Source organism: Companilactobacillus metriopterae, assembly GCF_002762335.1.
In the GTDB taxonomy this organism is placed as follows: domain Bacteria; phylum Bacillota; class Bacilli; order Lactobacillales; family Lactobacillaceae; genus Companilactobacillus; species Companilactobacillus metriopterae.
Map to the genome: position 1 here is coordinate 910,017 of NZ_CP024610.1, position 20,768 is coordinate 930,784.

At 32.6% G+C, this 20,768-nt stretch carries 19 protein-coding genes and 1 pseudogene; 19 read left to right on the top strand and 1 reads right to left on the bottom strand.

The window, feature by feature from the left end:
• Window position 1: 1 nt before the first annotated feature.
• The 6 genes and pseudogenes from rsmD to holA all read left to right on the top strand — a co-directional run bounded on the left by rsmD (window position 2) and on the right by holA (window position 6,008).
• Entirely contained in the window at window positions 2-553 is a 552-nt protein-coding gene (rsmD, locus tag CS873_RS04470) for a 16S rRNA (guanine(966)-N(2))-methyltransferase RsmD (protein WP_099974674.1), read from the top strand.
• A 6-nt stretch (window positions 554-559) separates the two neighbouring features.
• Window positions 560-1,063, top strand: a complete 504-nt coding sequence (gene coaD, locus CS873_RS04475; protein ID WP_099974675.1) for a pantetheine-phosphate adenylyltransferase — start codon at window positions 560-562, stop codon at window positions 1,061-1,063.
• Window positions 1,053-2,099, top strand: coding sequence for a SepM family pheromone-processing serine protease (locus CS873_RS04480; protein WP_099974676.1), 1,047 nt, complete (start codon window positions 1,053-1,055; stop codon window positions 2,097-2,099). The genes coaD and CS873_RS04480 overlap by 11 nt, the downstream gene beginning before the upstream one ends.
• A 48-nt stretch (window positions 2,100-2,147) precedes the next feature.
• Window positions 2,148-2,762: pseudogene (locus tag CS873_RS04485) on the top strand (ComEA family DNA-binding protein).
• An 80-nt stretch (window positions 2,763-2,842) separates the two neighbouring features.
• Window positions 2,843-4,990 (top strand): DNA internalization-related competence protein ComEC/Rec2, encoded by a 2,148-nt coding sequence (locus CS873_RS04495; RefSeq protein ID WP_169922450.1) that lies wholly within the window; start codon window positions 2,843-2,845, stop codon window positions 4,988-4,990.
• A gap of 4 nt (window positions 4,991-4,994) precedes the next feature.
• Entirely contained in the window at window positions 4,995-6,008 is a 1,014-nt protein-coding gene (holA, locus tag CS873_RS04500) for a DNA polymerase III subunit delta (protein ID WP_099974680.1), read from the top strand.
• Window positions 6,009-6,077: 69 nt separating this feature from the next.
• Here the strand turns inward: holA and rpsT are convergent, their stop codons facing one another.
• Window positions 6,078-6,326, bottom strand: a complete 249-nt coding sequence (gene rpsT, locus CS873_RS04505) for a 30S ribosomal protein S20 (RefSeq protein WP_099974681.1) — start codon at window positions 6,324-6,326, stop codon at window positions 6,078-6,080.
• A 215-nt stretch (window positions 6,327-6,541) separates the two neighbouring features.
• On the opposite strand from rpsT, the gene rpsO reads away from it, so the two are divergent.
• The 13 genes from rpsO (at window position 6,542) to tyrS (ending at window position 20,752) form a co-directional block, all read left to right on the top strand.
• Window positions 6,542-6,811, top strand: a complete 270-nt coding sequence (gene rpsO / locus CS873_RS04510; RefSeq protein WP_099974682.1) for a 30S ribosomal protein S15 — start codon at window positions 6,542-6,544, stop codon at window positions 6,809-6,811.
• Window positions 6,812-6,992: 181 nt separating this feature from the next.
• A complete protein-coding gene (locus CS873_RS04515; RefSeq protein WP_099974683.1) occupies window positions 6,993-8,690 on the top strand; it encodes a ribonuclease J in 1,698 nt (565 codons plus the stop codon).
• A 22-nt stretch (window positions 8,691-8,712) separates the two neighbouring features.
• The gene (locus tag CS873_RS04520; RefSeq protein ID WP_099974684.1) at window positions 8,713-9,660 is read left to right on the top strand and encodes a tetratricopeptide repeat protein; all 948 of its coding nucleotides are present in this window, start codon (window positions 8,713-8,715) and stop codon (window positions 9,658-9,660) included.
• Window positions 9,661-9,859: 199 nt separating this feature from the next.
• The gene (tuf, locus tag CS873_RS04525; RefSeq protein WP_099974685.1) at window positions 9,860-11,050 is read left to right on the top strand and encodes an elongation factor Tu; all 1,191 of its coding nucleotides are present in this window, start codon (window positions 9,860-9,862) and stop codon (window positions 11,048-11,050) included.
• A gap of 150 nt (window positions 11,051-11,200) precedes the next feature.
• Window positions 11,201-12,487 (top strand): trigger factor, encoded by a 1,287-nt coding sequence (tig, locus tag CS873_RS04530; protein ID WP_099974686.1) that lies wholly within the window; start codon window positions 11,201-11,203, stop codon window positions 12,485-12,487.
• Window positions 12,488-12,596: 109 nt separating this feature from the next.
• Window positions 12,597-13,841 (top strand): ATP-dependent Clp protease ATP-binding subunit ClpX, encoded by a 1,245-nt coding sequence (gene clpX, locus CS873_RS04535; protein ID WP_099974687.1) that lies wholly within the window; start codon window positions 12,597-12,599, stop codon window positions 13,839-13,841.
• Window positions 13,842-14,128: 287 nt separating this feature from the next.
• Window positions 14,129-15,070 (top strand): aspartate carbamoyltransferase catalytic subunit, encoded by a 942-nt coding sequence (locus CS873_RS04540; protein WP_099974688.1) that lies wholly within the window; start codon window positions 14,129-14,131, stop codon window positions 15,068-15,070.
• Window positions 15,030-16,247: a dihydroorotase gene (locus CS873_RS04545; protein WP_099974689.1), complete on the top strand. Its 1,218-nt coding sequence runs from the start codon at window positions 15,030-15,032 to the stop codon at window positions 16,245-16,247. The genes CS873_RS04540 and CS873_RS04545 overlap by 41 nt, the downstream gene beginning before the upstream one ends.
• Window positions 16,240-16,944, top strand: a complete 705-nt coding sequence (gene pyrF, locus CS873_RS04550) for an orotidine-5'-phosphate decarboxylase (RefSeq protein WP_099974690.1) — start codon at window positions 16,240-16,242, stop codon at window positions 16,942-16,944. Before CS873_RS04545 ends, pyrF begins: the two co-directional genes overlap by 8 nt.
• On the top strand, window positions 16,937-17,578 hold the full coding sequence (pyrE, locus tag CS873_RS04555; RefSeq protein WP_099974691.1) for an orotate phosphoribosyltransferase: 642 nt from the start codon (window positions 16,937-16,939) through the stop codon (window positions 17,576-17,578). Before pyrF ends, pyrE begins: the two co-directional genes overlap by 8 nt.
• The gene (locus CS873_RS04560) at window positions 17,575-18,573 is read left to right on the top strand and encodes a quinone-dependent dihydroorotate dehydrogenase (protein WP_099974692.1); all 999 of its coding nucleotides are present in this window, start codon (window positions 17,575-17,577) and stop codon (window positions 18,571-18,573) included. The genes pyrE and CS873_RS04560 overlap by 4 nt, the downstream gene beginning before the upstream one ends.
• 57 nt (window positions 18,574-18,630) lie before the next feature.
• On the top strand, window positions 18,631-19,215 hold the full coding sequence (yihA, locus tag CS873_RS04565) for a ribosome biogenesis GTP-binding protein YihA/YsxC (RefSeq protein ID WP_099974693.1): 585 nt from the start codon (window positions 18,631-18,633) through the stop codon (window positions 19,213-19,215).
• Between the two features lie 292 nt (window positions 19,216-19,507).
• Complete coding sequence (tyrS, locus tag CS873_RS04570) at window positions 19,508-20,752, top strand: tyrosine--tRNA ligase (protein WP_099974694.1); 1,245 nt, start codon at window positions 19,508-19,510, stop codon at window positions 20,750-20,752.
• The last annotated feature ends 16 nt before the right edge of the window (window positions 20,753-20,768 follow it).

Below are 20,768 nucleotides of genomic sequence, written 5' to 3' on the forward strand. Positions count from 1 at the left end.
ATTGAAAATAGTATCTGGTAAATTTGGTGGATTAAACTTAAAGGCAGTTCCAGGTAATGATACGAGACCAACTTCTGCCAAGGTCAAAGAAGCAGTATTCAGTATGATAGGGCCATATTTACAATATGGGAACTCATTAGATCTTTTTGCAGGTACTGGTAGTCTTGGTATAGAATCAGTTTCACGCGGTTATGAGAAATCTTATTTAGTAGATAAAGCATATAAGGCAATTAGTACTATAAAAGAAAATGTTGAAAAAACTAATTCTAGAGACCAATTTCAAATCATTAAATCTTCAGCGACTGAAGCATTGAATAAATTACACAGTGATGGTGTAAAATTTGATCTAGTATTTTTAGATCCACCATACAGAATGAAAATAACTGAACAAATTGTTAAAGATATGATTGAACAAGAAATGATCGAAGAAGGTGGAATATTTGTAGTTGAAACAGACTATGAAGTTACCATTGAAGGTATTGAAAAATTAAGTTTAATCAAAATGAAGGATTATAAAGATACAAAAGTAGCAATTTATCAATACGGAGGCTAGGAACTGATGACAGATAAAATAGCAATTTATGCTGGTAGTTTTGATCCAGTGACAAATGGTCACATAGAAATAATAAAACGTTCTGCAAAAATGTTTGATAAATTAATTGTTGCTACTATGACAAATACATCCAAAAAATATATGTTCTCTTACGAAGAAAAGAAGTCATTTATTCAAGAAGAGATTAAAAACATTTCTAACGTAGAAGTAGTAGACGGCAAGAGTCAACTTACTACAGAGTTAGCTAATGAATATAAAGCTCAGTTTCTTGTACGCTCAATGCGCAATTCAGATGATTTTGGTTATGAATCTGGTATATCATCAGTGAATAAAATATTGGATCCAGATATTGAAACAGTCTTTTTAATAGCTGATCAAAAATATGCCAACATATCTTCATCAATGATAAAAGAAGTTGCATTGTTTGGAGCAGATATAAGTGAACTTGTTCCAACTAAGGTTGCGGAGCAAATAAAAATAAAATTGGGGGATAAAACCAATGAAATTTAATCGAGCCCGTAATAAGACAATTGGTGGAATCTTTATTTTTATAATGATGGTTGCCTTTGTATTTGGACGTCCAAATTTTTATTTGGAAGGTCCCGGTACAGCTGAACCAACATCAAATTTTGTAAAAGTAGATGGAAAAGCAGATAAGAAGAAAGGTAACTTACTTCTAACTACTGTGGCTATAAGACCTGCGACACCATTCTTTTTACTCAAAGCAATGGGGGATGATTTTGAAACTATTACTCCTAAAGAGGAACTGATGGGTAATGAATCCAACGCAGAGTACAATCAAATACAACAGTACTATATGCAATCAGCAACAAACGCTGCAGTTGCGGCTGCATATTCCAAAGCAGGAAAACCATACAAGAGTGAGTACTTGGGAGTATACATAATGGAAGTTGCTGAAAATTCTGATTTTAAGAATAAACTTAAAATTGGAGATACAGTAACAGAAGTAAATGGATATCACTTTAACAGTTCTGAAAAGTTCATTAATTACGTAAAAAAACTAGATAAGAATGATAAAGTTACTATCAAATATACTCGAGATGGTAAGACCAAAACAGCTAAGGGTGGTTTAGTGAAGTTAGAGGGTACCAAACGTTATGGAGTAGGTATAACTTTAACGGATAACACAAAGGTTACTGCAACACCTCCTACTAAAATAGACGCTGGAGATATTGGTGGACCATCTGCTGGATTAATGTTCACATTACAAGTATATTCACAAATTGCTAATGTAGATTTGAAAGATGGCAGAACAATTGCCGGAACAGGAACAATTGATAGTGATGGTAACGTTGGTCCAATCGGAGGAATAGATAAAAAGGTATATGCAGCTTCTCATCAAGGTGCAACAATCTTCTTTGCTCCAGATGATCCAGTTACAAAAGATATTAAGAAGTACGATCCTAACTATGTAAATAACTATAACTTAGCAAAACAGGCAGCAAAAAAATTAAATACTAAGATGAAAATAGTTCCCGTAAAAACGTTAGATGACGCGATTAACTATTTGAATAAGACAAAATAACCTCATATGAGGTTATTTTTTTTTCGTAATTTTTTAAGAGGTGAATAAATGAAGAATGTTGTTGAATTAATCAAAGATAATTTTAAGACTGTTGCAATAGTTACATTAGCGCTTATCTTAGGAGGTACATTTTTATTTAAGGATAATGGTTTGCATAAGAATAGTTCTGTTGCAGTAAACAGAACTTCACATAACAAGGTAGTCAAACCAAAAAGTACTAGTAATGTAAAAAAGGAGTATTTTAATGTTGATATTCAAGGTGCTGTTCAATATCCAGGTGTATATAGATTAAAGAAGGGGGCTATTATCCAACAAGCAGTGAATTTAGCTGGTGGAATGTTGGAAAATGCTGACGTCCGCCAAATCAATCAGGCTCAAAGTGTATCAGATCAGATGCAAATATATGTACCTAGGTTTGGCGAGGAGGGGACGGGTAACGCTGGATCATTATCAACAGATAATGGTAATTCTAAAATTGTTAATATAAAAAGTGCAACACTGGAAGAATTACAAACTATTTCAGGAATTGTTCCTATGAAAGCTCAAAAGATAATATCTTATCGTTAAGATAAAGGGATGTTTAAGACTGTTGAAGAATTGAAAAATGTCTCTGGAATAGGTGACAAAACCTTAGAGTCCTTGAAAGATCAAATTACTGTTTAATGAATAATCACATTATTTATCTAGCTCTATTAATTGTGATTTTTATAAATGTATTCAATTCTAGCTGGGTTTATTTGTTAGTGGTATTAGTAGTAATTTTTCTTTTGTATTTAATAAAAATAAAAAATTATAAAATAATAGTATTAGCATTAGTCCTATTACCATTGTTCACAGCTAGACTTGTTCAATCTAATAAAGATCAATCAAATCAAATTAGCAATCTGGAAAGTGTTGTTGTTTATCCTGATGATATCAAAGTAAACGGAGCAAGAATATCAGGCATTGCTGAATCAGATAACAGTAAATTTTTATTCAGTTACTATGTTCACAGTAAGAAAGAACAGAAATATTGGAAAAATATCGATAATCCTGTCAAATTATCAATTGAGGATTATCAAATTGAAAAAATACAAAGAAATAGAAATATTGGTGAATACAATTATCAAAACTACTTTAAATCTAAAAAGATATATCAAAATGTAAAAATAAAGAGTATTAGTAAAATAATTAATTACGAAAGCAATAGTATTTATTTTAAAATAAAAGTTTTACGAATACATATAATAAAATATTTATCTTCTCTGCCGCATTGGTTAAGAATTCACTCAACTAGTCTCCTAATAGGTTACAGTGATATAGATGTTCAAGGGTGGAAAACCTTATTAAGTACCATTGGAGTGATACATTTATTCAGTTTGTCTGGAATGCACGTATTAATTTTGATAAAATTTCTCAAAAAGATTAGTTCAGTTATATTGATTGAAGTTGAAACCTTAGATTTTATTTTACTCTTAGTTCTCCCATTTTATGGAATTTTAGCAGGTTTAGGAACGGGAATTCAACGAGCAATATGCTTGGCAATAGTAGGAATTTTATTCAAAAAGTTCAATATACAGGTAAACAAACTTTACCAGTTTAGCTTGACTGTAATAATATGTTTATTCATTAGTCCTTATTCTTTACAAACAATGGGTGGGCAACTAAGTTTTTTAGTATCATTTGCAATATTGTTTATATACGAAGGAGATAATTTATTTAAAACCATCTTTAGGCTGAATCTTGTATCATCACCTGTAATTACTAGTTACACATATGAATTAAAAACATTAGTCTTGGTTTATAATTTTATATTCATACCAATGTTCACTTATTTTATTTTACCAATCACTGTCATTGCAGGACTTACAGCAGGATTACATTGGAAAATATGGAATTCTATAGATAAATTATTTGGATATATATATTATCTTTTTGACAAAGCTGCTAGCTTTAAATTTTTAACTATTATTACAGGTAGTATTCCATATTTTGTGGTTTTGATCTTAATATCATTAGCTTTACTTATTGTGGAGTCTAAGATAATTTTTTTAAAAAAATTCTATCTGTATTCTTTAATTTTTTCAGGAGTAATTATTTTTAATAAATTGCCTATGTTCGGATCAGTTCATATGATTGATATTGGTCAGGGTGACAGCATAGTAATAACTACGCCATTTAAAAGAAAAACATATATGATCGATACGGGAGGGAAGCTTAATTTTAATAACGAAAAATGGCAAGTAGGCGATTACAAATCACGAGTTGAGACTTCTACAATTCCATTTTTAAAATCACAAGGGATATCAAAGGTGGATGCTGTATTTTTATCGCATAAAGATGTTGATCATATTGGTGATCTGAATATTTTACTAAATAAATTCAAAGTTTCTAAAGTTATATATGGTCAGGGGTTGGATGAGAATAAATTAATTAAAAATATAAAGAATAATCACAAAGATATTGAATTTGAATCAGTACTTAAAGGGGATCGGATTTCTGATTCTAATTTAATGATCGATGTTTTATGGCCTGGTAGACCCTCTAAGGGAGAGAATGGTGATTCACTAACACTGAGGACCAATCTGAATAAAAAAATATGGTTATTCACTGGTGATTTGGATAAAGAACATGAAAAACAATTAAGTATAAATAAAGTAGATTATTTGAAAGTAGGGCATCATGGCTCTAAAACAGCAAGTGACTACGAATTCATAAAGAAAATAAATCTAGAATTATCTTTAATTTCTTCAGGTGTGAATAATCGATACGGACATCCAAATAAAGAAACAATAGAAACGTTCAATAGCTTGGATATCCCTTTTTTGAATACTGCTGAATGTGGTATGATTAGCTGGTATCATTATCCATTTACGGGTAAAGATTATATAAAAACATTTATTCAGGAGTAGTTATTTGAAATATTCAGAACTAATAAAAAATTTAAATAAAGATAACATTGCTCCTGTATATTTTGTCAGTGGTGATGAAGAAGCATTTATTCAAGAATTACAGAGTAAATTTAAATCTCTATTTGATCCACAAGAACTAGAAATGAACTTTTCTAGTTTTGACCTAGAGAATGAGTCTATAGAAGATCTATTGAATGAAGCAATGTCAGCACCATTCTTTGGTGAAAGAAGATTAATATTTGCATTACATCCATATTTTGTTTCTACTCAGCAGCCAAAAGGCTCTATTGATCAAAATACAGATTCATTGGTTAGTTACATAGATAATCCTTCACCGACAACATCTTTAGTCATTTTCGCTGATTATCCAAAATTAGATTCTCGAAAAAAAATTGTAAAACAATTGAAGAAATTGTCAGTTGAAGTTGATGCATCAAAACTAGATAGCAAATATTTATTTAAGCAAATCAATGAAACTCTTAATGATGATGGATATTCTATCGATAATGGTGCACTTCAACTGTTGTTGAACAAAACTGACAATAATTATTCCAATACTATTAATCAATTAGATAAATTAAAATTGTATGCAATAGATACAAAGAAAATTACAGAAGAATCTGTGAAGTTGTTAGTTCCTAATAATTTAGAAGAGAATGTTTTTGATCTGTCTAATGCAATTCTAAAGAAAGATGTTTTAAGGGCTGATGATTTGTTACAGCAATTTCTACTACAAAAAATCGATCCGATATTTTTAATTGCGATATTAATTGGTCAGATAAGAAGCTTATTACAAGTCAAAATATTGAGCGAACGTGGTTTAACGGAAGGTACAATTCAAAAAGAGTTGAAGTTAAATCCGTATAGATTAAAAATGATATTACAACAAAATAGAGAAATCTCCATGGAGAGACTTAATAAAATGTATTCAGAATTAGTTGATGCAGATTTTCAAATAAAGACTGGTCAGAATGATAAAGAAGTTTTATTGGACTTATTTATTTTAAAGAATGCATAAAAAGAGGACCCCTAATATAGGAGTCCTCTTTTTAAAACAAAAAAAACAACCTAAAAGGTTGTTTACTAATTATTTCATTTTTGCAAGTCTTGACTTGTCTCTAGCAGCTTTGTTAGCCTTGATAAGTCCTTTAGATTTAGCCATATCAATTGCGCGAACAGCAGATCTGAACATATCTTCTGTATTGTCAGCGTTTGAAGCAACAGCTTTTTCAAATTTCTTGATTGTTGAACGCATTGCACTCTTTTGAGCAGAGTTACGTTCGTTAGCTGTTTGAGCTGTCTTTACACGTTTAATTGCTGATTTAATTTGTGGCATTGTTTTCACCTCCGAGTACTGTTTGTATCAATAAACTCAATATTTAAAATTATACATAATTTTTCTATGATTGCAATGAATTTCGTATTAATTTCTAACTTGCACATTGATTTAAAATATAGTAAATTAATTACTTGTAATAACCTTGCTCTGTTTTGCGATTCACCAACGCTTTGCATAGTTAGGCTAAATATAAAAATAAAGGTGGAAATAAAATGGCTATTTCTAAAGCGCAAAAAAATGAAATCATTAAGCAATACGCACGTAAAGAAGGGGACACTGGTTCTCCAGAAGTACAAGTTGCTGTATTGACATTTGAAATTAACTCATTAAACGATCACTTGAAAGTTAATAAGAAAGATCACCATTCATATGTTGGTCTTCTAAAGAAAATTGGTCACCGTCGTAATCTTCTTTCTTATCTAAGAAATAAAGATGTTCAACGTTACCGTGAACTTATTCAATCACTTGGTCTACGTCGTTAATACTTTTATAAAGGGAAGCTCATATGAGCTTCCCTTTTTTGTTGCTTTGTTAGTTCTTTTTATTCATTGTTATGTTAAAATATTCGCTAGGTATAATATACGTAGTCTTTGTATTTTTAGAAGATAAAAACATGGAACAATATCGATAGAATTTAACTTAAATTGAAATGAGAGAAAATTAATGAGCAAACAAATTAAAATAGATATTTTAAGCGGGGTACGTGAAAACGGAAAAAACATGTACGCTGTTGAAGTAAATGACGAAATTTATATTTTAGATATAGGATTACAATATCCTGATAATGATTTATACGGAATAGACATGGTTGTTCCAGATATGACTTACGTTAAAGAAAACATTGATAAAGTTGTTGGAGTATTTCTTACTCATGGACATTCAGATGCCATCGGTGCATTACCATATTTGATTAGTGAGTATGATGTCCCAGTGTTTGGATCAGAAATGACTATTGAGCTTGCTAAGATTGTAGTTTCAAATGACAAGCGTAGCAAAAAATTCAGTAATTTTCATGTTATTGATGGAAATACTGAAATTGATTTTGAAGAGGCAACAATTTCATTTTTCAGAACTACACATTCAATCCCTGGATCATTAGGAATTGCAATTAACACAGGCGAAGGACAGATTGTTTATACTGGAGATTTCAAATTTGACCAATCAGCTTTACCTACATATAAAACTGATTACAGCAAAATAGCAAAAATAGGTACTGAAAACGTTATTGCTCTATTGAGTGATTCTGCTAATGCAGAAACAGTTGCAGAAACCTCAAATGAACGTGAAGTATTTGACCATATTTTGGATACTTTTGAATACCACAACGGCAGAATAATAGTAGCCCAAGTAGCTTCAAATATTCAAAGAATGCAAGAAGTTTTGGATGCAGCATATAAGACTGGTAAAAAGGTTTATCTTACAGGTCATGATGCACATAAAATTTTAAAAACAGCTATGAAGTTGGAATATTTGCATGTTCCTAGTGATGATTTAATTATTGACAGTTCAAAGCTTAATGAAACTGATGACACCGAACTAGTTATAATTGAAACAGGCCGAATGGGTGAACCTATTAAGTTACTTCAACGTATGGCAGACCCAACAACAAAAACAGAATTTCAAATTAAAGAAGGAGACTTGGTCTTTGTTGCAACTACTCCTTCACATGCCATGGATACAGCTTTTGCTAGAACTAGAGATGCTATCTATAGAGCTGGTGCCGATATCAAAGCGCTAGGAGATAAATTAAATCCTTCAGGTCACGCAAATAGAAATGATTTACAATTGATGATTAATTTACTTAATCCTCAAAATTTAATTCCAGTTCAAGGTGAATATCGTTTACTTGATTCACATTCTAGAATTGCTAATCAAACAGGCATGCCTTACCAGAATATTTTTATTACTAAAAAGGGTGACGTTCTTAACTACGAAAATGGTCAATTTTATCGTGGAAAAGGTGTAACAGCTGGTGATACTATGATAGATGGTATTGGTGTGGGCGACATTGGAAGCATTGTTCTTCGTGACCGTGAGTTATTGGCAGAAGATGGTGTTTTTGTTGCTGTAGTTACAATTGATCGTAAAAAGAAAAAAGTTGTTGCCAAGCCAAAAATAACAGCACGCGGTTTTGTATACATGAGAACTAGTCGTGATCTTCTAAACGAAAGTTCAGAGATAATAGAACAAAATATTGTTAACTATCTAGAAAACAGCAAAGAATTTGATTGGTCTGATCTAAAGCAAGGTGTTAGAGATAAATTAAGTAAATATCTTTATGATCAAACAAGTAGACACCCAGTAATTCTTCCAGTAATTATGGAAGTAAATCAAAATAGACATAGAAAGGCAAAGAGATAGAAATATTATCTCTCAGTAACTTATGGACGATTCTGAAAATTTAAACCAAATTTTGGAAAAAGCCGAAGATGCCTTAGAAAAAGGAAATTGGGAAGAATCTGCTGATTTATATACACAAGCATATTCTATCGAACAGAATTTTGAAATTAATCAAGGATTAGCTGAAGCTCTTCTGAACCTGAATAGGGCAGATGAAGCTGAGGTTGTAATCCTTGATTTTTTTAATAAATACCTAGGAAGTCCCAATGCATCTAAATTGGCTTTTGACATTATTATAGAAAATAATGATTATCTTTTAGCAAATCAGTCGCTAAATTTTTATAAAAGAAATCCAGCAAATAACATACCTAAAGAACAAATTGAAAAGTTTGAGAACAAAATTCGCATATCTGAAGAAAGACATATCAGAGCGTATAAACCACAATTAGATAGGCTGAAAGATAGAGTTTCATCTATAGTTACTATGCCTATGAATGATCAGATACAGATGCTTCGTGGGCTTCGGGAGTTAGATAAGGGAAATTACATCAAACTATCTAAAGAGTTACTTCAAAATCCACTCCTACATCCGTTATTGAAAAATGAAATTTTAGAGAATGTTTACAAACTAGGATTAGATGAAGAAATTAATTTTTCTTTTTATGGCGAATATCGAAAGATAAATCCAGTCAATTTGTATCCAATACTTGCATCTAAAATATTCGATGACATGGTCAAAGAAGTGGAGAAACAATTATCTGATAGTGGGAATGCTTCTCAAATTGAGAACATCAATTCAGAGTTATCTTTGTATGTTGCACTCGTGTATCCATATGGGGAAGAAATAATTAAAGATCCATCAATGTGGGTCAAAGAAATACTTGCAAATTATGATTTAATATCGGAAGATAAAGTGGTCGGAAATGATGATATTAAGAACATAAATCAGTGGTTAGAAAGATTTGAAAGCTTAATGAGTCAATTTCAGTAATTAAATAGTATTTTTTTCGACTAAAGTATTTACAATCCCACTGCGGATACGTATAATTCGAAGAGTATATTTTTAGTGGTCGATTTGCTCTATTGCTTTGCTTTCGCCTCTGAAAGTAGTATAATTCTTCAGTAAAGAGTCATCTAAAGCAAGTCTTTGGATAATCTTATGAAATGAAATTTTAGGAGGATCCTTTATAATGGCAGAAAAAGAACATTATGAGAGAACAAAACCCCATGTAAATATTGGGACAATTGGTCACGTTGACCACGGTAAAACTACACTTACAGCAGCAATCACAAAAGTTTTGGCTGACCAAGGTCTAGCTAAAGCTGAAGATTACTCTACTATCGATTCAGCTCCAGAAGAAAAAGAACGTGGTATTACAATCAATACTGCCCACGTTGAATATGAAACAAAAGCTCGTCACTATGCTCATATCGACGCTCCAGGACATGCTGATTACGTTAAGAACATGATCACTGGTGCTGCACAAATGGATGGTGCCATCCTTGTTGTTGCCGCAACTGATGGTCCTATGCCACAAACACGTGAACATATCCTACTAGCTCACCAAGTTGGTGTTGATTACATCGTTGTCTTCTTGAACAAGACTGACCTTGTTGATGACCCTGAACTAACAGATCTAGTTGAGATGGAAGTTCGTGAATTACTTTCAGAATACGATTATCCTGGTGATGATATTCCAGTTATTCGTGGTTCAGCTCTTAAAGCACTTGAAGGTGATCCTGAAAATGTTGCAGCTGTTCAAGAATTGCTAGACACAATTGATGAATATATCCCAACTCCAGATCGTGAAAACGACAAGCCATTCTTGATGCCTGTCGAAGACGTATTTACAATCACTGGTCGTGGTACTGTTGCTTCAGGACGTATCGATCGTGGTGTCGTTGAAGTTGGTGACGAAGTTGATATCGTTGGTTTGAAACCAGAAATCGCTAAGTCAACAGTTACAGGACTAGAAATGTTTAGAAAGACTCTTGATAAAGGTGAAGCCGGAGATAACGTTGGTGTTCTTCTTCGTGGTGTTAACCGTGATGAAATCGAACGTGGACAAGTTCTTGCTAAGCCAGGTTCAATCCAAACTCACAACAAATTCAAGGGTGAAGTTTATATCCTTTCTAAAGAAGAAGGTGGACGTCATACTCCATTCTTCTCAAACTATAGACCACAATTCTATTTCCACACAACCGATGTTACAGGTGTTATTGAACTACCATCTGGTGTAGAAATGGTTATGCCTGGTGACCAAGTTACTTTTGAAGTTGACTTGATTGCTCCAGTAGCTATCGAACAAGGTACAAAATTCACTGTTCGTGAAGGTGGACGTACTGTTGGTGCCGGTGTTGTTACTGAAATCTTAGACTAATATCTAAAATTATTAGTTTTAAAGACAAGACTTTTAGTCTTGTCTTTTTTTTGTAGTTATAAGGAATTATAAAATACATACAATTGTTTACAATATCAGCATTTTAAGGTAATATTTAACGTATGATATTTGAAATACCGGAGGAATATAATGTCTGCTAAGGCTAAATATACAAAAAAAGAAAATAATACAGGTGAACTAAAATTTGAAATTGATCAAGATACTATTAAAAAAGGTCTTGATACTGCATTTAACCGTGTAAGAAAAAATTTGAACGTACCTGGTTTTCGTAAGGGAAAAGTTTCACGTCCAATCTTTGAAAGAATGTACGGAGAAGAAGCACTTTATGAAGATGCTCTAAATGCAATGCTACCATTTTCATATCAACAAGCTGTTGATGAAACAGGTGTAGAACCTATTGATCAACCTCAAATCACAGTTGATTCAATGGAAAAAGGCAAACCTTGGTCTATTACTGCTACCATTTCATTGAAACCAGATGTTGAACTTGGTGATTATAAAGGCCTTACAGTTAAAAAGCAAAAACGTAATGTAATGAAGACAGATGTTGAAAAACGTCTAGAGAGTATGCAAGCTCAACAAGCTGAACTAGTATTAAAAGATGGTAAAGCTGAAGAAGGCGATACTGTTGTCATCGATTACGTTGGTACTGTTGATGGAGTTGAATTCGATGGTGGAAGTGCACAAAACTACTCACTAGAACTAGGTTCAGGCTCATTTATTCCTGGATTCGAAGACCAACTTGTTGGATCTAAAGCAGGGGACAAGGTTGAAGTTAAGGTAACATTCCCAGAAGAATACCAAGCTGAAGAACTTGCAGGAAAAGATGCTGTATTCTCAACTACTGTTCATGAAGTTAAAACAAAAGAACTTCCAGAATTGGATGATGATTTTGCAAAAGATGTTGATGACTCAGTAGAAACACTTGATGAACTTAAGAAGAAAATTCACGCTGATATTAAAGAAGAAAAGCGTCAAACTGCCGAAGAAAACATTCAAGAAGAAGCAATTTCTACAGCTGTTAAGAACGCAAAAATCGATGGTATCCCTGATGTAATGGTGGAAACAGAAGTTTCTAACCAAATGAATCAATATTTAGCTAACTTAAGACGTCAAGGAATTGAACCAGACTTGTACTACCAAATGACTGGTACTTCTGAAGAAGATTTAAGAAATCAATTCAAAAAAGACGCTGAAGAACGTGTTAAAACTGATTTAATAATTGAAGCTATTGTTGCTAAAGAAGGTTTGAAAGCAACTGAGGCTGAAATTAAAGACGAAATAAAATCATTGGCTGACGAATACAACATGGAAGAAGAAGCTGTTAGAGGAGCTCTTACAGATGACATGCTTTCACATGATATTGCTGCTAAAAAAGCAATTGAATTAGTTGTTGATTCTGCTGAAGAAAAATAATTAATGTAAGAGCCGAAAGGCTCTTTTTTTAATATAAATACTAAATACTTTACTCAAAAAGGGTATAGTGTTATCGTCTATGTACTTAAGCCCTTAAGGAGATTTATATATGTTTGATAGTACAGAAACTACGGGAACAATTAGTTGTTCTTTTTGTGGAAAAACTCAAGATCAAGTTAAAAAAATAGTTGCTGGACCAGGTGTTTACATTTGTAATGAATGTATTGATTTGTGTAAGGAAATTATTGATGAAGAACTTGTATCTTCTGTTGATTTAAATTTGGGTGATATTCCAACACCTATACAAATTAAAGAAATTTTAGATCAGTATGTGATTGGTCAATCAGCTGCAAAACGTGCATTATCTGTTGCAGTTTACAATCACTATAAACGTATTAATAAAATGGAAAATTCTGATGAAGGTGATACTGAACTTCAAAAGAGTAACATTGCTCTAATAGGACCAACTGGTTCTGGTAAGACTTTCCTAGCACAATCACTTGCGCGTATTTTAAAAGTGCCATTTGCAATTGCTGATGCAACAACATTGACTGAAGCAGGTTATGTTGGTGAGGATGTTGAAAATATTCTATTAAAGCTTCTTCAAAATGCTGATTTTGATGTAGAAAAAGCTGAACATGGAATTATCTATATCGATGAAATAGATAAAATTTCTAAGAAAAGTGAAAATGTTTCAATAACTCGAGATGTTTCGGGTGAAGGTGTTCAACAAGCACTTCTAAAAATACTTGAAGGTACTATTGCCTCAGTACCACCACAAGGTGGCAGAAAGCATCCTCAACAAGAATTAATTCAAATAGATACAACTAATATTCTATTTATTGTTGGTGGAGCATTTGATGGAATTGAAACAATTGTCAAGAATCGTCTTGGTGATAAAACAATTGGTTTTGGTTCAGAAAATGAAACGGTTGATGAAACTGAAAGTTTAATGCAAAAAATTATTCCGGAAGATTTAATGAAATTTGGTATTATTCCAGAATTTATCGGTCGTATTCCGATTGTTACAGCGTTGGACAAACTAGATGAAGAAGACCTAGTAAACATATTGACTAAGCCAAAAAATGCGCTAGTAAAACAATATAAGGCACTTCTAGCACTAGATGACGTAGATCTAGAGTTCACAAATGGAGCTCTGAAAGAAATTGCTAAACTAGCAATTGAAAGAAATACAGGGGCTCGTGGTTTGAGATCAATTGTCGAAGAAACAATGTTAGATACTATGTTTGAAATTCCTGGACGTAAAGACGTAAAAACAGTTAAAGTTACAAAAGACGCTGTTAAAAAGGATAAAAAGCCAGAAGTAATTTTGATTAATGGAGAGGTAGCATAATTTTGCTACCTTTTTTATTTTGTTCTTGACTTTATATGTTAATCCCGCTATTGTTATTAACAATAAAACTTTTAACTAAGTCCAGAGAGGCTTAGAAAGTTATCTAATTATATAGGCGACTATTGGATACTTTCTATTCTTTTTGGGTAGAAAGTTTTTTTATTACAATAAAATAAGACTTTTTAATTAGATCCAGAGAGATCTGAAAAAGTAATTTTGGAGATATACTCCTTCTTTTTTGGACGCTGGAAAACTAATTTCAGCGTCTTTTTATATGGAGGAAAACAATGCAAAATATTTTATCAATGTCAGATCTTTCAAACGAAGAAGTGTACCAACTTATTAAATCAGCAATGTCTTATAAATCAGGTCAAAAAACTAGTATAGGTAAAGACAAATTTGCAGTTAACTTGTTTTTTGAAAATAGTACAAGAACTAAATCGAGTTTCCAAGTGGCAGAAATGAATGTTGGTATGAAAGAAATAAATTTTGAAGCATCTACATCCTCAATTTCCAAAGGAGAATCACTTTACGATACCGTAAAAACATTAGAAAGTATCGGTGCGAGTGTGGCTGTTATTCGCCATAGTAAAGACAGATATTACGATGAATTAATTAACGATGATATGAACATACATATCATTAATGGGGGAGATGGAACAGGACAACATCCCTCACAATCACTTTTAGATTTAATGACGATTTATGAAAAATTCGGTAAATTTGAAGGTCTTAAAGTAGGGATAATTGGAGATTTGAGACACTCTCGAGTTGCACATTCCAATGCTGAAATATTAACTAGATTGGGTTCTGAAGTAAGCTTTGGTGGAATAGACGAATGGTATAGCGATGAATTTGCTGAAATTGGAGACCACAAAGATGTGGACCAATTATGCCGTGAAATGGACGTAATTATGTTATTAAGAGTCCAACACGAAAGATTAACAAGTAACGAGAGCAAAAAATTTAAAAAAGAAGAATATGCACAAGAGTATGGAATAAATACTAGACGTGTCGAACTGATGAAAGATGAAGCCATCATAATGCATCCAGCTCCTGTAAATAGAGATGTCGAAATAGCTTCAGATGTAGTGGAGTGTGATAAATCAGTTATTTTCCAACAAATGACAAATGGAGTCTATATGAGAATGGCCATGATTGAAGCAGTTTTAGAAGGGGACAAAGTAAATGACCTTATCAATTCTGAATACAAAGTTATTTCAAAATAATAAATTTATACAAACTGACTTCAATGTTGAATCTGAAAAATCTAAAGTTATCAATTTTGATAATACTGCTGTGTTACCTGGTCTGGTGGACATGCATGTTCACTTCCGTGAACCTGGACAAACTCACAAGGAAACCATTAAAACAGGTAGCATGGCATCTGCACATGGAGGATTCACTACAGTAGCTGCAATGCCCAACGTAACTCCAGTTCCTGACACAGTGGAAAAATTTAAAAATCAAATTGAGTTGAATCACCAAAATTCTCAAATAAATACACTTCAATACGCACCGATTACATTTGATGAAACTTCTGATGAATTGGTAGATATCGAAGGATTATCCAGATCAGGGGCATTTGCATTTTCAAATGACGGTCATGGTGTTATGAATGCTAAAACGATGCTAGACGCTATGAATCAAATTGCGCAAATGGACAGCCATCTGTGTGCTCATGTTGAAGATAAGAACTTGATGAACAGCGGATATATTTCAAAAAGTGCAGGATTGCGTTTAGGAATTCCATATATTGAAAGCTGCGCAACATCTTCACAATTAGCTAGAGATTTAATTTTGGCAAAAGAGTCAAATGTACATTATCATGTCTGTCATATCTCTACTAGACAAGAACTTAATCTAATAAGAATAGCTAAAGATGCAGGAATAAATGTAACTTGTGAAGTGGCGCCACATCATATTATTTTGAATGAAGAAGATATTGTTAAAGATGATGCGCAATTTAAGATGAATCCTCCACTACGATCCAAATCAGATCAGCAAGCGATGATTGAAGGAATTATTGATGGCACAATTGATATGATTGCCACAGATCATGCACCTCATGCGATATCCGAAAAAGATAAGGGATTCGTTAACAGTGCTTTTGGAATCACTGGTATTGAAACATCATTTTCATTAATGTACACACATCTTGTAGTTAATGAACTTATTACTTTAGAAAAATTAGTCCAGTTAATGTCAGTAAATCCTAGCAGAATTTTTAATATTGAAAGTGATATCTATAAAAATTTTACGGTAATTGACCTATCAACAATTTACAAAATTTCTAAGAAAGATTTTCTTTCAAAGGGTATTAATACTCCGTTTGATGGTGAATTAGTTAACGGACGAGTTTTGAAAACTTACTATAAAGGAGAGGAAGTGTACTCATTTGATTAATCCATTAATATTGGCATTAGATTTTTCAACAGATGAAGAAGCGATATCTTTTATAGATAGTATCGAAATAGATAAGGATAATACATATTTAAAAATTGGCTTAGAAATGTTTTGTAAATATGGTTATCCGTTTATACAAAAAATACAGAACTTAGGATATAAGATATTTTTGGATATTAAGTTGCATGATATTCCTAACACTGTTGAAAGAACTTGCAAGATGATTTCAGAATGGAATATTCAGATGATAACGGTCCATGCTACAGGTGGTTCTGAAATGATTCTCGCAGCAAAAAAAGGATTGGAAGGCAGTGACACAAAATTACTTGCTGTTACACAATTAACATCGTTAGATGATAAAAATCTATCTGATGAACTACAGGTAAATTTAACCTCCCAAGACTATGTACGTAAGTTAGCCGAGCTAGCATATAAAAATAATGCAGATGGGGTAATATCGTCGGCCCTAGAAGTTCCAATCATAAAAGAGGCGACAAATAATTCCTTTATCTGTATAACACCTGGAATTAGAGTTGAAAATTCTGAGAATGAAGATCAAAAACGTGTTGTTACACCCATGATGGCAAAGGAATTGGGTAGTAATGGCATTGTGGTTGGACGACCAATAACACAATCTGATGACAGGAATAAAGCTTATAAAAAATTCTATGAAAGTTGGGTAAATTCAAATGGATGATAAGAAAATTTCAATGGAAATTGCAAATGATTTACTAGAAATAGGTGCTGTCTCATTGAATGTTCAAGAACCTTATACTTGGGCGAGTGGAATCAAATCACCAATTTATACTGACAATAGAATGACAATTGCATATCCTGAAGTACGACAAAAAATTGTTAGATATTTATCACACAAAATATTTGTTAGATATAGCAATATTGACGTTATTAGTGGAGTTGCCACTGCTGGAATTCCACATGCTACTGGAGTAGCAAATAATTTAAATTTAGTTATGAATTATGTTAGATCTTCAGCAAAAGATCATGGTACTAAATCCTTAATCGAAGGAAGATGTGAATCTGGAGATAGGATAGTTATCATCGATGATTTAATTTCAACCGGTGGCAGTCTTTTAAAAGCAGTTGATAATATCAAAGCAGAGGGTGGGAATGTTATTGGATCGGCCGCCATATTTTCATATTCATTAGAAGTTGGGAATAAGAATTTTGCTGATAAGTCTTTAGAACTAGTTACACTCACCAATTATCAAGATTTGATAACTGTAGCTGAAGAGAAAAAATTAATTAGTTCAGACGATCTATATTTACTGAACGAGTGGCAAAAGAATCCATATGAGTGGGGACAAAAATGAATCTATATAAATTAATCAGACCTGTTATTTTTAGTATAGATCCAGAAACAGACCATCATTTGGTATCATTTCTTCTTAAACTGTTTAATAAGAATCCACAAGTAATTAGGAATATTGTAGCAAGTGAAAAAAATAATACAGAAGTTGCTGGCATAAAGTTTGATAGTCCTATTGGTATTGCGGCAGGGTTTGATAAAAATGGACAATTTTATAATAGTCTAGGTGCATTGGGCGCGGGATTTGTTGAAATTGGTAGCGTAACAAGAAGAAAACAAGCAGGTAATCCTAAAAAGAGAATTTTTAGACTGGCACAAGATGAAGCTATTATTAATAGAATGGGCCTAAATAATGATGGTTTAAAGACAGTTGTGAAAAGATTGAAGAAGGTAGCACCAACTACCAAGATTGGACTTAGTATAGCTACAAATCATGATACGCCTGAAGAAGAGATGGTATCTCAAATTATTGAGGACATAAAATATTCTCAAAATTATTGTGATTATGTTGCTATTAATATGAGTTGCCCAAATCAAGAAGGAATAATGAAACTCCAGTCAAAAGAAAATATCTCAAAACTTACATGGGCACTAGAAAAATATGATTTTTCGGTTTCAATTTTCTGTAAATTAGGTCACGATTTGAGTGAGCAGGAGTTAGTAAATATTTGTTCTCAATTAACTAATAAAGTTACCGGAGTAATTCTCACTAATACCAGTAATAGCAGAGAAAATTTGACCTCAAAGAACAAATTTGAACATGGTGGATTAAGTGGGCGAACACTATTCTCAAAATCTTTAAAATTAACAAAATTGATTCATCAAAAGTTTCCAGATAAGAAAATTATCTTTTCAGGCGGAGTTTTCTCGGAATCAGAAGCAGAGCTTGCCTTAAAAAATGGTGCTGATTTAGTTCAGCTATATACAGGTATTATCTATGAAGGACCATTTTTGATTAGAAAAATTAATAAGTATCTTTATGAAAGCAAGGTGAAATAATCTTGTTTTTTTTATTGTCTTGAAATATGTTAAGATGTTATTTATGTGAGGTGCAGTATGCAAGTTAATAACGTTTCTATGAATTTAAGTGCAGTTAGTTCTGCACATTATCCAGATGAAGGATATCCAGAAATTGCTTTATTGGGACGTTCTAATGTGGGTAAATCATCGCTGATTAATACTCTAATTAATCGTAAGAATTTTGCTAGAACTTCCAGTACACCAGGTAAAACACAAACTTTGAATTTTTATAATGTTGAAGATTTGTTGTATCTTGTAGATGTTCCTGGATATGGATTTGCTAAAGTATCTAAAAAACAACGTGAAGAATTTGGAGTTATGATTGAAGAATATCTGACTACACGTAATGTTTTAAAGGGTGCTGTTATTTTGGTGGACGGTCGTCATGCACCAAGTGAAGACGACATTTCAATGTATCAATTCATTAGCTATTACCATATTCCAACATTAATTGTTGCGACCAAGATGGATAAAGTTAAAAAGAATCAATGGAATAAGACAATTAGTCAGGTAAATAGTGCATTGAATATCAACCAAACTGATAGTTTACAATTATTTAGTTCAGAAACTAAATATGGAAAAGATGAAGTTTGGGAATGGATTGAAGACCACATGAAATAAAAATGTTGTAATTTGAAATTTGTTTGTTATCATATCTTTAACAAGTTAAATCTAACCAGAAGTAGTTAGACATCTCAGTGTTCAGAGAATTGGCGGTAGGTGCGAGCCAAGCAGGATGTTTTAACCAAATACTAGGTTTTTCTTTTATCGTTTCCTACGATACAGGAGTAAGAGTGGATAGTTATATTTAATTATCTGAACTAGGGTGGTACCGCGCAAAGGAGCGTCCCTGCATTTATGCAGAGATGCTCTTTTTTTGTCTCTTACAATATATTAAAAAAGGAGAAAAGGAATGAATATTTTAGAAGATTTAAAATGGAGAGGTTTAGTTAATCAACAATCAGATGAGGAAGGTTTAACTGAGCTATTATCAGAAAGTAAAATTAGTCTATATTGTGGAATGGATCCGACTGGAGATTCAATGCACATAGGTCACTTGTTACCATTTATGACACTAAATAGATTTGCTGAAGAAGGTCATCATCCAATAATAGTAATTGGTGGAGCAACTGGTTCCATCGGTGATCCGAGTGGTAAAAATGCAGAACGACCAATGCAAACAATGGAACAAGTAAATGCTAATGTGAAGGCTCTAAGTAATCAGGCAAGTCGTATTTTCCCTAATTTTGAGTCAGTTAACAACTACGATTGGACATCTCCAATTAGTATTTTGGATTTCTTAAGAGACTATGGAAAATCATTTAGTGTTAACACAATGTTAAATAAAGAAATTGTTTCTAGTCGTCTTGAAAGTGGTATTTCATTTACAGAATTTACATATCAAATTCTTCAATCACTAGATTTCCTAACACTTTACAGAAATAAAAATGTTCAACTTCAAGTTGGTGGAGCTGATCAGTGGGGAAATCTAACTGCAGGTCTAGATTTAATTCATAAAAAAGAAGGTTCTGATGCTAAAGTATATGCTTTGACAATACCTTTACTACTGAAATCAGATGGACAAAAATTTGGTAAAACAGCTGGTGGAGCAATTTGGCTAGATGCTGCAAAAACTTCACCGTATGAATTTTATCAATTCTGGTTCAATCAAGATGACGCAGATGTAGTTAACTTGCTTAAGAAATTTACTTTCCTTTCTCGTGAAGAAATTTCAGATTTAGAAGAAAAGATAAAGACACAACCAGAAAAACGTGAAGCACAAAAAACTCTAGCTGAAGAAGTAACCAAATTTGTCCATGGTGAGGAAGCACTAGAAACAGCTAAAAAGATCACTGATGTACTTTTCTCTGGTGAAATTCAGGAATTAACAACAGATGAAGTTTCTCAAGCATTTAATGGAGTTCCAAGTGCTGAAATTTCTTCTGATGTTATCAATATTGTGGACTTATTAATTGAAGCCAAAGTCGATAGTTCTAAGCGTCAAGCTCGTGAAGATGTACAAAATGGTGCTATTAGAATAAATGGTGAAAAAATAACAGAAACAACTGCTGAAATTGATCCTAAGAGTTCATTTGATGGTAAATATATTGTGATTCGCAGAGGTAAAAAGAAGTATTTCTTAGCAACAATTAAATAAACTGTTGGGGGGAAGT